The sequence below is a fragment of the Mesorhizobium sp. M0870 genome, assembly GCF_040319775.1.
In the GTDB taxonomy this organism is placed as follows: Bacteria; Pseudomonadota; Alphaproteobacteria; order Rhizobiales; family Rhizobiaceae; genus Mesorhizobium.
This window is the reverse complement of sequence record NZ_JAMYOI010000001.1, coordinates 77,954-92,718: the sequence shown is the minus strand read 5'-3', so window position 1 is coordinate 92,718 and position 14,765 is coordinate 77,954. Positions and strand designations below refer to the sequence as shown.

Below are 14,765 nucleotides of genomic sequence, written 5' to 3'. Positions count from 1 at the left end.
CATGGCTCTTTCCGTGCCAGCCATCATGAAGACGACGGCAGCCCGGCTTTCGGCGCTCTACTTCCTGCTCTTCGCGCTGTGCGCGGTGGCACTCGTCTTCTACATGACGTCGCTGTCGGCGCGAATGCTGACCGCGCAGACGCAGGAGACCATCAATGACGAAGTGCTCGGCCTTGCCCGCGCCTACCAGCGCGGTGGCCTGCCGATCCTGGTGCGCGTGGTGGAACAGCGCTCGCGCCAGCCCGGCGCCAACCTTTACCTGATCGCCGACGCCAACGGCCAAATCCTGACCGGCAATGTGCAGAGCCTGGAGCCGGGCGTTCTCGAGAACGAAGGCTGGACCAGCAGTCCGTTCTCTTATCAGCGCTTTGGCGAGGGAGAGCTCGAGCGCCTGCGCAACCTTCCCGCCGAGCAGGGTACCACCACCCAATCCGAGCAGAACGATGCGCAGGCGCAGGGCGAAAAGGGCCACAACGCCATTGCGCTGGTGCTGCGGCTGCCGAACCAGATGATCATGCTGGTCGGCCGCGACCTTGGCGAGCCGGAGCGGTTTCGTGCGGTCATCCGCCGTGCGCTGATGCTGGCGCTCGGCATGATGGGACTGGGCGGATTGCTGATCTGGTTTTTTGTCGGCCGCGCCGCGCTGAAGCGCATCGACAGCGTGTCGGAAGCCAGCCGCCGCATTATGGGCGGCGATCTGTCGGGCAGGCTGCCGGTGACGGGGGTTGGCGATGAGTTCGACCGGCTCTCCGAAAATCTCAATGCCATGCTGGCCAGGATCGCCGCGCTGAATGAAGGCTTGAAGCAGGTTTCCGACAACATCGCGCATGATCTGAAGACGCCGCTGACCCGGCTGCGCAACCGGGCCGAAGCGACGCTTTCGGGCAAGCAAAAGGCTACCGACTACCGGCAGGCGCTGGAAGGCACCATTGCCGAGTCAGACCAGTTGATAAAAACCTTCAACGCCATCCTGATGATCTCCCGGCTGGAGGCTGGCTACTCCTCGGAGAACACCAACCGCGTCGATCTGGCGGAGGCCGTGCGCGATGTCGTCGAACTCTACGAGCCGGTGGCGGAAGAGGCAGGCGTGTCACTGGAAGCAGACGCGCGCGAGGCGGCGTCCGTCGACGGCAACCGCGAACTGATCGGCCAGGCGCTGTCGAACATCGTCGACAACGCCATCAAATATTCCACCGGCGCCAATGCCCAGCCGGCGGTGCGCGTCACGCTCGAGCGAACCGGTGCGGACGTTCGCCTGTCCGTTGCCGACAATGGACACGGCATTCCCGACGATGGCGACCGCGCCCGCGCCACGGAACGTTTCGTGCGGCTGGAGAAGAGCCGTTCGCAGCCGGGTTCCGGTCTTGGCCTCAGCCTCGCCAAGGCGGTCATGACATTCCACAATGGCCGGCTTGAACTCTTGCCTGGCAATCCTGGACTATCCGTGGTCATGAGTTTCCCGGCTCGGGAGGATCACTGATGAGCACTGCAGCGAAGCGGGTGGAGACTGGATGGCTGCTGAAGCCGGCTGCCAAGCTTGCTCCGCTCGACAAGGACCGTGCGCGGTTGGAACTGGCCGAGATCGCTTCCGCCGCGCGCGAAGAAGGACTGACGCGGCTGGCCAAGTTCCTGGCAGGCAAAGGGGAGGGCCAGGATTTCCTTGCCGCCGTCTTCGATCTGTCGCCGTTCCTGCGTGATACCGCACGTCGCCGGCCGCAAATCCTGGATGCGCTGTTCGAGCAGACGATCGAGGCTCGGCTGAAAGCGATCGGCGCCGCCATCGACCAGGCGCATTTGGCGGAGACCTTTTCGGAAACCGGCCTGATGATGGAGCTGCGCCAGTGGAAGGCGGAGGCGCATTTCCTGATCGCGCTGGCCGATCTTGCCGGCGGGGCCGAAACGGCGCTGACGGTCCGGCGATTGAGCGATCTTGCAGACGCCTGCGCCCGTGCGGCTGTCGACTTCCTGCTGCGTGACGCGCATGGCCAGGGCAAACTCCAACTGCCGGATGTCGGCAATCCGTCGAAACAGTCGGGCTGGATCCTGCTCGGCATGGGCAAGCTCGGCGCGTATGAGCTGAATTTTTCCTCCGACATCGATCTGGTGGTTTTCTTCGATCCGGAAGCGCCCGCCGTCGTCGATCCGCTCGACGCCACCGAGTTGTTTTCGAGGCTGACGCGCCGCCTGGTGCGCATCCTGCAGGACCGCACCGAACACGGTTATGTCTTCCGCACCGATCTGAGACTGCGCCCAGACCCCGGTTCGACACCGCTGGCGATCCCGGTCGAGGCGGCATTGCGCTACTATGAGGCACGCGGCCAGAACTGGGAGCGCGCCGCGATGATCAAGGCACGCCCGGTGGCAGGCGATCTGGCCGCGGGTGCGGCCTTCCTCAAGGAGTTGCAGCCCTATATCTGGCGCAAATACATGGACTACGCGGCGATTGCCGACGTCCATTCGATCAAGCGCCAGATCCACGCCCACAAGGGCCATGGCGAGATTGCGGTCAAAGGCCACAACGTCAAGCTTGGCCGCGGCGGCATTCGAGAGATCGAGTTCTTCGTCCAGACCCAGCAGCTCATCGCCGGCGGACGCTTCCCTGAACTGCGTGGCCGCGAGACCGTGCCGATGCTCGGTGAGCTTGCGACCCGCGGCTGGATCACCACCGAGGCGCGCGATGCGCTTGCCCGCCAGTACTGGTTCCTGCGCCGCGTCGAACATGCCGTGCAGATGGTTGCCGACGAGCAGACGCACACACTGCCGGAAGATGATGAAGGCCTGGAGCGCATCGCCCGCATGCTCGCCTTTGCCGACGCTTCTGCCTTTTCCCAAGCGTTCCGTGCCTCGCTGCAGCAGGTCGAACGCCACTACGCGGCACTGTTCGAAACAGCACCCGAACTATCGACCGGCATCGGCAACCTGGTCTTCACCGGCGATGTCGACGATCCCGATACGCTGCAGACCTTGCACGGGCTCGGCTTTCAGCGGCCAAGCGACATCTGCCGCGTCATCCGTGGCTGGCATTTCGGCCGCTATCGCCTCACCCAGTCGGCGGAGGCACGCGAGCGGCTGACGGAACTGACGCCGGCGCTGCTGCGCGCCTTCGGCCAGACGCGCCGGGCCGACGAAGCTCTGATGCGCTTCGACGAGTTTCTCGCCGGCCTGCCGGCTGGCATCCAGCTGTTCTCCCTGCTGCAGTCCAATCCTGCCCTGCTGAAGCTTCTGGCGACGATCATGGGGGCCGCCCCCCGGCTGGCGGCGATCATCACCCGCAGGCCGCATGTCTTCGATGGTTTGCTCGACCCGGCCTTGCTCACCGAACTACCGGACCGCGCCTATCTGTCGGCGCGACTTTCCGCCTTCGTCGAGGGCGACCGACTTTACGAGGATGTGCTCGACCGGCTGCGCATTTTTGCCTCCGAGCAGAAATTCCTGATTGGTGTCCGGCTGCTCGCCGGCTCGATCGATCCGGCGCGGGCCGGCCGCGCCTTTTCCGATCTGGCGGATCTCACCATCGAGGCTGCGTTGAAGGCGGTGACGGCCGAATTCGCGGCACGCCACGGCACCATTGCCGGCGGCGTGGTTTCGCTGCTCGGCATGGGCAAGCTCGGCAGCCGCGAGTTGACTGCCGGATCGGATGTCGACCTGATCCTGCTCTACGACCACGCGCCGGATGCCGAAGAGTCCAACGGTGACAAGCCGCTGGCGCCTTCGCATTACTACACCCGCATGACGCAAAGGCTGATCGCGGCGGTGTCGGCGCCGACGGCGGAGGGCGTGCTCTACGAACTCGACCTGCGCCTGCGGCCGTCCGGCAACAAGGGGCCGGTGGCCACCCATATCGATGCCTTCAAGAAATACCAGCGCCAGGAGGCCTGGACCTGGGAGCACATGGCGCTGGCCCGCGCCCGCGCCATTGCCGGCGACGCCAGCCTGTGCGGCGAGGTTGAAGCGGAAGTGGCGACGGTGCTTGGACAGCCGCGCGACGCCGCCAAGGTGATGGCCGAGGCTGCGGACATGCGGGCCATGATCGAGAAGGAAAAGCCGCCGCGCGATCTCTGGGACATCAAGCTTATTCCCGGAGGATTGATCGATCTGGAATTCATCGCCCAGGTGGCCGTCATCACCGGGCAGGTCGAGACCGGGCGCCGCGCCACCGGCACCGCCGAGATCCTGTCGCGCCTTGCATCGGGCTTCGCCGATGCCGGGATAAGGCAGGAGCTTGGCGATGCCTACGCGCTCTATCTTGCACTGACCCAGATGACGCGGCTGTGCCTCACCGGAGCCTTCGAGCGCGACGACGTTCCGCCGGGGCTTTCGGATCTGCTTCTGGCGGTGACCGACTTGCCGGATTTCGGTGTGCTGGAAGCACACCTCAAGGAGACGTCGCAGAAGGTCAGGAAGGACTTTGATCTTTTGTTTCGTTCGGGATCACCGTGAAGCGATCGTCCCTTGGAATTGAAGACGTTTCGTGTTTTCCAGTCTCATGCAGCTACTCTGTTCGCCGAATCTGCCGGAGCGCGCGGCGTGCGTGAGCCTGCAAAATTCTCTCCCGCAGATAGGCGTAGAAGCGCGGCGGCAGCATACCATAGTCGAATCGGGACGGTTTGCTTCCCGCGATGGGCCTGAGATCGGGACCCGGCCAGAGGAAGTCATTGGTTTCGGTCACGACGATCCATGACGGCGTGTCATCGAGGCCGAGATGGGCTTTGAGTGGCGCAGGTATTTCTACTGCATCGGCAGGATCAGCCGGTGGCGAGTGTGTGACCGGAACGACCGTATGACTTCACGGCCCTCCACGACCCGGCGCGCGGCGACAATGGCGCATGGTCGGTTTTTGCGACCTTCTTCGGCACCCTTTCGTGTTCTCTCACCCAGAGGTAAGAATAGGAAATCACCAGACCCGGGATAGGTTTGGGCAGGCTCACGGTGTCCAGTCTTTGAGCATCGCATCGAGCCCGGCATATTCGCTCGGTACGGCGCTTTCGGCGATGGCGTTCAGCGTCTCATCATCCAGTTCTTCCGCGTTACGGGCGACTCGTCCCTTGACCAACACCTCGAACATCGCCGCCGACAGGAGTACCGTGTGGGTCCGGCCATTCTTTGTGATTGCGACCGGCGCACGCTGGGCAGCGTCCTGAAAACGCCCGACATTCTGCTGGAATTCTGTTGAAGTCACTCGCATGACAAAGTCTACCTTTCTTATCTAAGGTGGATAAAATAGATAACTTTGTCAAAGCGTTTCACCTCGCGTCCATGAGGTGGGATCAGGCCTGGGATGGTGATAAAATATTCACGCTGCAACCTTGATCGCCGGCACGGCCCTCTTCACCGGAATGCGCACCGACACGATCGTGCCGACACCTTCGCTCGACCGGATCTTCAGCGCGCCGCCCTGAAGCTCGGCCAGCGAACGTGAGATGGCAAGGCCAAGGCCAGACCCGGCATGGCTCTTGGAGAACTGGTTCTGCACCTGCTCGAAGGGCCGTCCTAGCTTGCCGAGCGCCTCCTTGGGGATGCCGCAGCCATTGTCCTCGATCGTCAGCACCAACGCGCCGGATGTGTTGCGGGCCCTGACCGATATGTGGCCGCCCTGGCCGGTGAACTTCACCGCATTGGACAAAAGGTTGATGACGATCTGCTTGATCGCGCGGCGATCGGCGACCAGCGTCAGCGCATCGGCAATGCGCGTTTCCACGGTGATGGCCTTTTGCGCCGCCTGCAGCGAAACGACGCGTACGGTTTCGCTGATCAGCGGGCCAAGATCGATCTCTTCCCGGTCCAGCGAAAACTGGCCGGCCTCGATCTTGGACATGTCGAGAATGTCGTTGATGACGCCCAGGAGATATTTGCCGCTGCTGTTGATGTCGGTGGCATATTCTTCGTAGCGCTCCGATCCGAGCGGGCCGAACAGCCCTTGTTCCATCAGTTCGGAGAAGCCGATGATCGCGTTCAGCGGCGTGCGCAACTCATGCGACATGTTGGCCAGGAATTCGGATTTGGCCCGGTTCGCCGCTTCGGCCCGTTCGGTTTCCTTCATGTATTTGCGGTTGAGGTCGACCAGTTCGCGCGAGCGCTCCTCTTCGGCCCGCCGCGCGAGGCTGAGATCATGGATCGTTGCCATCAGCCGGCGCTCGCTGTCGACCAGCTTCTCCTGGTGCAGCTTGATCTGGGTGATGTCGGAGCCGACCGAGACGATGCCGCCGTCCCGGGTCTTCAGTTCGTTGACCTGCAGCCAGCGGCCATCGGCCAGCTGCCGCTCGAAAGTGGCGCCGCCCTGCAGACCGCTGGTGTGGGCAAGCCGCCGTTCGGAAGCAAAGGCCAGCATGCGTTCTTCCAGCGCCGCGCGCGCGGTGCCCGGCATCACGTCGCGGTCCGAAAGCCCGTTGTCCTGCTGGTATTTGGAATTGCACATGATCAGGCGCTGCGTCGAATCCCACAGCACGAAGGATTCGTTGATGTTCTCGATCGCCGTTCTGAGGCGAAGGTCGGCAGCCTCGGAACGCAGCGCCAGATGACGCTGTTCGGTGACGTCGACGGCAATTCCGATCAGCTGGATCTCCGGGGCTTCCGGATCGATGACCTGCGCCCGTGCGCGCATCCAGATCCATTGGCCGTCGGCGTGGCGCATGCGGAACACCTGGTCGATGTGGTCGATCTCGCGTGCGACGATTCTGTTGGCGAGCTCGAACAGGTCGCCGTCCTCGGGATGGATGATCTGATCGACCTCGCCGAAGGACAGCATCGTGTCGCAGGGTTTGTAGCCGAGCATGTCGTACATCGAGCGCGACCAGTACATCTTGCCGCGCACCATGTCCCAGTCCCACAGGCCGCAGCGGCCGCGAACCAGCGCCATGTCGATGCGCTGATGCGCTTCGAGGTAGATGCGGTCGGCCGCCTGCGCACGCGCGGCCTGGCCGAAATAGGCATAGAGGATGACGATCAGCACGCCGGCCGTCAGCACGAACAGGGTGACGTTCAGCGAAACGGTCTTGCGCCAGGCATCGAAAACCGCGTCCTGTGGCACCAGGGCCGCCGATGCGCCCTTTCCGCCATCCGCCAGGCTGACCGCCGCGTACCAGTCCCGTCCGTCGATGTTGACGTCCATGACGCCGGCACGATCGCCGAACATGAACAAGGGCTGGCCGCCCTCGACGAGGCCGTCCAGCGAATGGCCCTGCCATGGCATCGAGCGCGGCGTCACCGCGACGATCTTGAAAGCGCTGTCGGTGATGACAAGCACATGGCTGCGGCCCATCGCGCCCTGACGGCTGGTGGTCTCCAGCAGATCCTGTATGGCGCCGGGCACTGTTTCCGAGGTGGTGGCGAGCGAACTGGCCAGCTGGCCCGCCGCCAGCGTCAGGATCGCCTTGGCATTGCGCTCGACATCGTCGCGCTCGTTCATCAGTGACAGCACGCGCAGCGCTGCGATGACGATCAGGAAGGTGATGATGAGGGCGGGTATTGATCGGCGCAGCAGCGGCTCGGCGGCCAGAAGCCGCCGGTAGGCCGGTTCGGCGATGAGCCGCGTATTCCCGGCAAGACCGTCGCCGCGCGTCTCGCGATGCGCAAAAACCGTCCCTCCGGGCGCGCCCCACGCGTCCGCCTTCGCCATAAATGGCACTCCCCGAATTTGCCTATGCTGCTTGGCGATCCGGCAAACGCCGCACATCCGAATCGTCAGTAAAGAATCAAAGGTGATTCGCCTTGTCCAGTGGTCCGGCGAAAAAAGATTAAAAATCGACTAAAATAACGCCGAAACGGCCCAATGTCTCTTGCCGGGCGCCCGCTTATGCCAGCGTACGCTCGACAATATCCCGCAGATCCGCCGATAAGTTTTCGGCGCCGGCGATCGACAGCAGCGCTTCCCTGGCCTTGGCTTGCCGCAAAGGTTCGAGCGAACGCCACGATCTGAGCGCCGTCGCCAGCCTGGCTGCCACTTGCGGGTTGCCCTTTTCAACCTCGAGCACAGTCTGAGCAAAGAACCAGTAGCCTTCGCCGTCAGCACGATGGAAGCCGGTCTGGTTGGCGCTGGAGAAGGTGCCGATCAGCGAGCGAACTCGATTCGGATTGCCCATCGAGAAGGCCGGGTGGTTGGTCAGGGCCTTCACGGTGTCGACGGTTTGCGGCCCCGGAACGCTGGCCTGGATCTGGAACCATTTGTCCATGACCAGCGGGTCGGACCCATAGGTCGTCTCGAAAGCCGCCAGCGCCTCGACCGCCTCGGGCGAACCGTGGTGACGATGCGCGAGCACGGCAAGTGCTGCCGCGCGGTCGGTCATGTTGGTCGCCGACTGGAAATGCCCGGCGGCGAGTGCTGCTCCACCCGGCTGCAGCGACAGATAATCCAGCAAGGTGTTGCGCAAGGCGCGTCGTCCGGCGCTCGCCGCGTCGAGGCTGAACGCTTCTCTGTCGGCAAGGCTGCGGTAGAGGCCCGAAAAAACGTCCCGGTTCGCAGTGCCGATCGCCAGCGCCAGTGCCTCGCGAGCCGCATAGATGGCATCGGGGTCGATGTTCCTGCCGATGTCGCGGGCGATGTCGGCTTCGCCGGGCAATGCCAGCGCCAGTGCTCGATAGGCCGGCTCCAGCGTCTCGTCACCGGCGATGCTGCCGGCGAGTTCGATCAGCCGCGGTGCAAAGGCCGGCTGCTTGCCGCCGAGGACCTCGCGGAAGGCTGATATCAGTGCATCGGTCAGCAATGTGTTGAAGGCCTGCCAGCGCGAGAAGGCGTCGCTGTCATGGCGGGCGAGAAAGAACTGGTCGTCGGCTTTCTGCTCGACGGACAATGTCACCGGCGCCGAAAAGCCGCGGTTGAGCGACACGGCCGGGCGCTCGGTGACGCCTGAAAACCGCACCATGTGGCGGCGCTTGCGGATATGGACGACGCCGTCCTCGACGCTGGCGCCTTCGACGCCGCTATACGGCACAGGCTTGCCGCCGGCGCCGATCAGGCCGAAAGCCAGCGGGATGTGCATCAGCCGCTTGCGGCTTTCGGACGGTGTCGGCGGCACCGACTGCTCGATTTCGAGCGTGAATTCTTGCGCGGCCGGATTGTGCGTCGAACTGATCGTCAGGTTCGGCGTGCCTGCCTGATGATACCAGAGCGCGAACTGCGACAGGTCGCGGCCGGACGCATCCTCGAACACCTTGATGAAATCCTCGATCGTCGCCGCGTCACCGTCGTGTCGCTCGAAATAGAGGTCCATGCCGGCGCGAAAGACGTCGGCACCGAGAATTGTGCGGATCATGCGCACCACTTCGGAGCCCTTCTCGTAGACCGTCGCCGTGTAGAAATTGTTGATTTCGCGGTAGCGGCGCGGCCGCACCGGATGCGCCAGCGGACCTTGGTCCTCGGGAAACTGGTGGGCGCGCAAGGTGCGCACTTCGGCGATGCGCTTGACCGCGCGCGAACGCTGGTCGGCAGAGAATTCGTGATCGCGGAAAACCGTCAGGCCTTCCTTCAGGCAGAGCTGGAACCAGTCGCGGCAAGTGATTCTGTTGCCTGTCCAATTGTGGAAATACTCATGCGCGATGATCGCCTCGATATTGGCGAAATCGGCGTCCGTCGCGGTCTCCCGGTCGGCCAGCACATATTTGTCGTTGAAGATGTTAAGGCCCTTGTTCTCCATCGCGCCCATGTTGAAGTCGGACACGGCGACGATGTTGAAGACGTCGAGATCGTATTCGCGGCCGAACGCCTCCTCGTCCCATTTCATCGACCGCTTCAGAGCATCCATCGCGTAGCCGGCCAGCTTCTCCTTGCCGGGCTCGACATAGATGCCGAGTTCGATCGTGCGGCCCGATAGCGTGACGAAACTGTCCGCAACCTGGCCGAGATTGCCGGCCACCAATGCGAACAGATAGGACGGCTTGGGGAAAGGGTCGTGCCACACGGCATAGTGCCAGCCGTCGCCGAGGTCGCCCCTGTCGACCGGGTTGCCGTTGGACAGGAGCAGCGGCGCTTCGTCACGTATTGCCTCTATGCGCACCGTGTAGACGGACAGGATGTCGGGACGATCGAGGAAATAGGTGATGCGGCGAAAGCCCTCGGCTTCGCATTGCGTGCAGTAGACATGGCTCGAGCGGTAGAGGCCCATCAGGGCTTCATTGCCGGCCGGCGCCACCTCGGTCTCTATGAGCAACTGGAAGCGACGCGCCGCCGGCGGCTTGAAGATGGTCAGTTGATCGGGCGTCGCCAGCAGATCCGCCGGCTTTACCTTCTTGCCGTCGATCTCTATGCGCTTGAGGGTCAGCCCGTCGCCGTCGAGCACCAGCGGTGCCGACACGGAGACGTCGTCACGACGCTCTATCGTGAGCACGGCGGTGACACGCGTTGCGTCTGGCGAAAGGCGGAAGGTAAGGTCGGTTTTCGGAATGAGGTAGTCGTTGGGGCGATAGTCTTCGAGTTTGAAGACCTGGCCGGTGTCCGTGCGCATTCCGTGGGTTTTCCTGTCGATTGCGTTGGCGGCGGATTGTGTCCGCTGGTCCAAGAAATTTGAAGTCCGCGCTCTTTACACGAAACCGCCCCTCGACAAAACTGAGGCAATGCCTATTTCAGGCGTTCCTTCTCCTGTCATCATCACGAGGCATCCATGACCGTCGTCACACCGAAATTCGGCATGGGCGCATCCGTGCTGCGGCGCGAGGATGCCGCCTTCATCCAGGGCCAGGGCCGCTATACCGACGACATCCAGCCGGCTGGCGTCCTGCATGGCTATGTCCTGCGCTCGCCGGTCGCCAAGGCCAGCTTCACCATCGGTTCGACCGAGGCGGCGAAGGCAGCACCTGGCGTCCATCTGGTGCTGACCGGCAAGGATCTTGCCCATCTCGGCGATCTGAAATCCGGCGTCATGCAGGAACAGCCGGACGGCACCAAGGCTCCGACGCGCGACATCCCGATCCTGTGCCGCGACCGCGTCAACTATGTCGGCGATGCCGTTGCCTTCGTCGTCGCCGACAGCCGAGCCTTGGCGCAGGATGCCGCCGAACTGATCGATGTCGACTATGACGGCGAAGATGCGGCCTCCGGGACGGCAACGGCATTGGCCGAAGGCACGCCGCTGGTCTGGCCGGAGCTTGGTTCCAACCGCGCCTTCAGCTACCACATGGGCGACAAGAAAAAGACCGAAGCGGCTTTCGCCAAGGCCGCCCATGTCACCCGCATCGAGTTCGTCAACAACCGGCTGGTGTGCAACTACATGGAGCCGCGCTCCGCGATCGGCGAATGGAACGTCGAGGAGAAGCGCTTCGTGCTGACCACCGGGTCGCAAGGCGTGCACTCCATGCAGTATATCCTGGCCAGCGTGTTCAAGATCAAGAAGGACCAGCTGCGCGTCATCACGCCTGATGTCGGCGGTGGTTTCGGGCCGAAGAGCTTCGTCTACCGCGAATATCCGCTGGTGCTGGAAGCGGCAAAGCGGCTTGGCCGCCCGGTGAAATGGGCCGGCGACCGCACGGAACACTTCCTGACCGACGCGCAAGGGCGCGACAATTTCGTCACGGCCGAGATGGCGCTGGACAAGGACGGCCGCTTTCTCGGCATGAAGGTGGACCTGCTCGCCAACATCGGCGCCTATATCTCGCAATACGGTCCGTTCATCCCCTATATCGGCGTCACCATGTCGACCGGTGTCTATGATATCCAGGCGCTCGACGTCTCGGTGACCGGCCTCTACACCAACACCTGCCCGGTCGATGCCTATCGCGGTGCCGGCCGTCCGGAAGCAGCGTTCCTGCTGGAAAAGCTCGTCGACGCCTGCGCGCACGATCTCGGCCTGCCTGTCGAGGAGATCCGCCGCCGCAACTTCATCCGTCCGGAGCAGTTTCCCTACCGGACGCAGACCGGTCGCCTTTACGACAATGGTGAATTCGAAGGCCATATGGAGCGCGCCATCGAGCAATCCGAATGGAAAGCGTTTCCTGAGCGGCTGGCGCAATCGAAGGTCGGTGGAAAAATCCGCGGCCTCGGCATGGCGACCTATATCGAGGCCTGTGCCTTTCCGGGCTCGGAGCCGGCCTTCGTCGAACTCAATGGCGACGGCACGGTGACGCTGAAGATCGGCACCCAGACCAACGGGCAGGGGCACGCCACCGCCTATGCGCAGTTCCTGTCGGAAAAGCTCAATCTCGACATCGACAAGATCCATGTCCGCCAGGGCGACACCGACGAATTGAAGGCCGGCGGTGGCACTGGCGGCTCGCGCTCCATTCCGCTGGGGGGTGTATCGGCTTCCCGCGCGGGCGAGGATCTGGCCAACAAGATCAAGCGCATCGCAGCCGACGAACTGGAGGCTTCTGCCGGCGACATCGAATTGTCCGACGGCATTGCCCGCATCGTCGGCACCGATCGCTCGATCGATTTTTCCGCCATCGCCAAGGCCGCCAAGACATCAGACGATCTCAAGGGCTTTGGCGAGTTCGTGCAGGACGAATGCACCTATCCCAACGGCACCCATATCTGCGAGGTCGAGATCGATCCCGACACCGGCGCGACCGAGATCGTCCGCTACACCATCGTCGACGATTTCGGCGTCACCGTGAACCCGATCCTGCTCGCCGGCCAGGTGCATGGCGGCGTCGTGCAAGGCATCGGCCAGGCACTGACCGAAGACACTATCTATGGCGAGGATGGACAGCTTTTGACGGCGAGCTTCATGGATTACGCCATGCCGCGCGCCGACAATTTCCCGTTCTTCCATTTCGAGACCCGCAACGTGCCTTCGACCACCAATGCACTCGGCATCAAAGGCGCGGGCGAGGCCGGCACCATCGGCTCGACGCCGGCGGCACTCAATGCGGTGACCGACGCGCTCTGGCGCGCTTACGGCGTCAAGCACATCGACATGCCGGCAACGCCGGCGCGTATCTGGGCGGCGATCCGAGAAGCGTCGGGAGCGTGACAGCAGGCCCCGGCAGCCCCCCGGCCACAGCCAGCGATGATGCCGGCGGGCACGACACGCTTACCGGCATCATGCTCAAGATCGTGTCGGTGGCGGTCTTCGTCGGCATGCAGACCTGTATCAAAGCCGCAGGCACGATTCCGGCCGGCCAGATTGTCTTCTTCCGCTCTTTTTTCGCCATCTTCCCGATCATCGCCTTCCTGGCTTTCAGGAAAGAACTCGGCACTGCCTTCACCACCAGGCGTCCGTTCAACCACATCGCCCGCGGCCTGGTCGGCGTCTGCGCCATGGGGCTCGGCTTTTTTGCGTTGACCCGACTGCCGCTGCCGGAAGCGATCACGCTGAACTACGCGCAGCCGCTGCTGGTGGTGGTGTTCAGCTCCATCTTCCTCGGCGAGGCCATCCGTGTCTATCGCTGGAGTGCGGTCGCGGTCGGTCTTGTCGGCGTGCTGATCATCTCATGGCCGGAACTGACGCTGCTGAGTTCCGACGAGGCGCTCGACGATCAGGAAGTGCTTGGCGTCATGGCCGCTCTTGTCGCGGCGGCGATCTCGGCCGTCGCCATGCTCTTGGTGCGCAATCTCGTGCAAAGCGAGCGCACAGCGACCATCGTGCTGTGGTTTTCGGTGACGGCAAGCGTCATGTCGCTGCTGTCGCTGCCATTCGGCTGGCAGGCGCTGACGCCGCTCCAGGCAGCTCTCCTTGTTGCCGCCGGCTTCTGCGGCGGCCTCGGCCAGATCCTGATGACGGCGGCCTATCGCCATGCCGAGGCCTCGGTGGTGGCGCCGTTCGAATACACCTCGATGATCCTCGGCGTCGTCGTCGGCTATCTCGTCTTCGGCGACGTCGCCACGCTCCATATGCTTGTCGGCGGCCTGATCGTCGTCGCCGCCGGCATCTTCATCATCTGGCGCGAACGCCAGCTTGGCCTGGAGCGCACCCGCACGCGCAAGGCGTCTTTGCCTGAAGGGTGATTACGACAGCTCGGCTCGCTCCTTCGCCAACCGAACCAGCACTGTCCTCGTCTGTTCATCGGCGGGGAAAAACGATTCGATCGCCAGTTCCGAAAGCGTCACGTCGAGCGGCGTGCCGAAGACAGTGATGGTGCTGATGAACGACAGCACCTGATCGCCATGCGCCAGCCTGAGCGGATGCACGATGGCATTCGGCTCGACGGACACCGGCCGGCTGCCTTTCAAGCCGGACGGGTAACTGCGCAATTCGCGCTCCAATTCGACCAGCACAGGGTCACCGCTCGCGTCGTTCTGGTGTTTCAGGCGCTCGAGCAGATGCGTTCGCCATTCCTGAAGGTTGACGATGCGCGGTGCGATGCCGCCGGGATGCAGGCTGAGGCGAAGCACGTTGACCGGCGGCGTCAGCAGCGAAGCCTCGCTGACATCGTCAAGGAAGGGTGCAATGGCGGCATTGGCCGAAACCAGGTTCCAGTGGCGGTCGACGGCGAGTGCCGGGAAAGGCTCGTGGCCTTTGAGGACGATCTCGACGGCCGCCATCGCCGGCGCCAGCGTCGTGTCGGTCAGGGAGCGTTCGCCGAAGCTGGGCGCAAAACCGGCGGCGAGCAGCAATTGATTGCGTTGCCTCAGCGGTATCGACAATTGCTCGGCCAGATGCAGCACCATGTCGCGCGAGGGCGCGGCGCGGCCGCTTTCGACGAAGCTCAGATGCCGCTGCGAGATCTCGGCCTCCATGGCGAGGTCGAGCTGCGACATGCGGCGGCGGGTGCGCCATTCGCGAATGAGGCTGCCGGCGGACGTTTGGGGTGTTGTCATGAGGCATGATTAGGTCGAGAGCAGACGTATTTCAATTACCTCGGAGGTTATCGGTACGGCATCCATGTCGGAGATTGGC

At 63.4% G+C, this 14,765-nt stretch carries 8 protein-coding genes; 4 read left to right on the top strand and 4 right to left on the bottom strand.

Annotation, left to right across the window (positions count from 1 at the left end):
- The first annotated feature begins 1 nt into the window (after window position 1).
- Window positions 2-1,480: a sensor histidine kinase gene (locus NKH97_RS00455; RefSeq protein ID WP_352795209.1), complete on the top strand. Its 1,479-nt coding sequence runs from the start codon at window positions 2-4 to the stop codon at window positions 1,478-1,480.
- Window positions 1,480-4,440 (top strand): bifunctional [glutamine synthetase] adenylyltransferase/[glutamine synthetase]-adenylyl-L-tyrosine phosphorylase, encoded by a 2,961-nt coding sequence (locus NKH97_RS00450; protein ID WP_352795208.1) that lies wholly within the window; start codon window positions 1,480-1,482, stop codon window positions 4,438-4,440. Before NKH97_RS00455 ends, NKH97_RS00450 begins: the two co-directional genes overlap by 1 nt.
- A 484-nt stretch (window positions 4,441-4,924) precedes the next feature.
- Here NKH97_RS00450 and NKH97_RS00445 read toward each other — a convergent pair whose 3' ends face one another.
- The 3 genes from NKH97_RS00445 to pepN form a co-directional block, all read right to left on the bottom strand.
- Window positions 4,925-5,185: a type II toxin-antitoxin system prevent-host-death family antitoxin gene (locus NKH97_RS00445; RefSeq protein WP_023812822.1), complete on the bottom strand. Its 261-nt coding sequence runs from the start codon at window positions 5,183-5,185 to the stop codon at window positions 4,925-4,927.
- A gap of 108 nt (window positions 5,186-5,293) precedes the next feature.
- Window positions 5,294-7,615, bottom strand: a complete 2,322-nt coding sequence (locus NKH97_RS00440; protein WP_352793813.1) for a PAS domain-containing sensor histidine kinase — start codon at window positions 7,613-7,615, stop codon at window positions 5,294-5,296.
- 175 nt (window positions 7,616-7,790) lie between these two features.
- A complete protein-coding gene (pepN, locus tag NKH97_RS00435) occupies window positions 7,791-10,436 on the bottom strand; it encodes an aminopeptidase N (protein WP_352795207.1) in 2,646 nt (881 codons plus the stop codon).
- 156 nt (window positions 10,437-10,592) lie between these two features.
- Here pepN and NKH97_RS00430 point away from each other — a divergent pair, with 156 nt between their 5' ends.
- Together NKH97_RS00430 and NKH97_RS00425 are read left to right on the top strand one after the other, a co-directional pair.
- Window positions 10,593-12,899, top strand: a complete 2,307-nt coding sequence (locus NKH97_RS00430) for a xanthine dehydrogenase family protein molybdopterin-binding subunit (RefSeq protein ID WP_352795206.1) — start codon at window positions 10,593-10,595, stop codon at window positions 12,897-12,899.
- A complete protein-coding gene (locus NKH97_RS00425; protein WP_352441290.1) occupies window positions 12,896-13,873 on the top strand; it encodes a DMT family transporter in 978 nt (325 codons plus the stop codon). Before NKH97_RS00430 ends, NKH97_RS00425 begins: the two co-directional genes overlap by 4 nt.
- Here the strand turns inward: NKH97_RS00425 and NKH97_RS00420 are convergent, their stop codons facing one another.
- Window positions 13,874-14,686, bottom strand: coding sequence for a helix-turn-helix domain-containing protein (locus NKH97_RS00420; RefSeq protein ID WP_023812827.1), 813 nt, complete (start codon window positions 14,684-14,686; stop codon window positions 13,874-13,876).
- Between the last annotated feature and the right edge of the window lie 79 nt (window positions 14,687-14,765).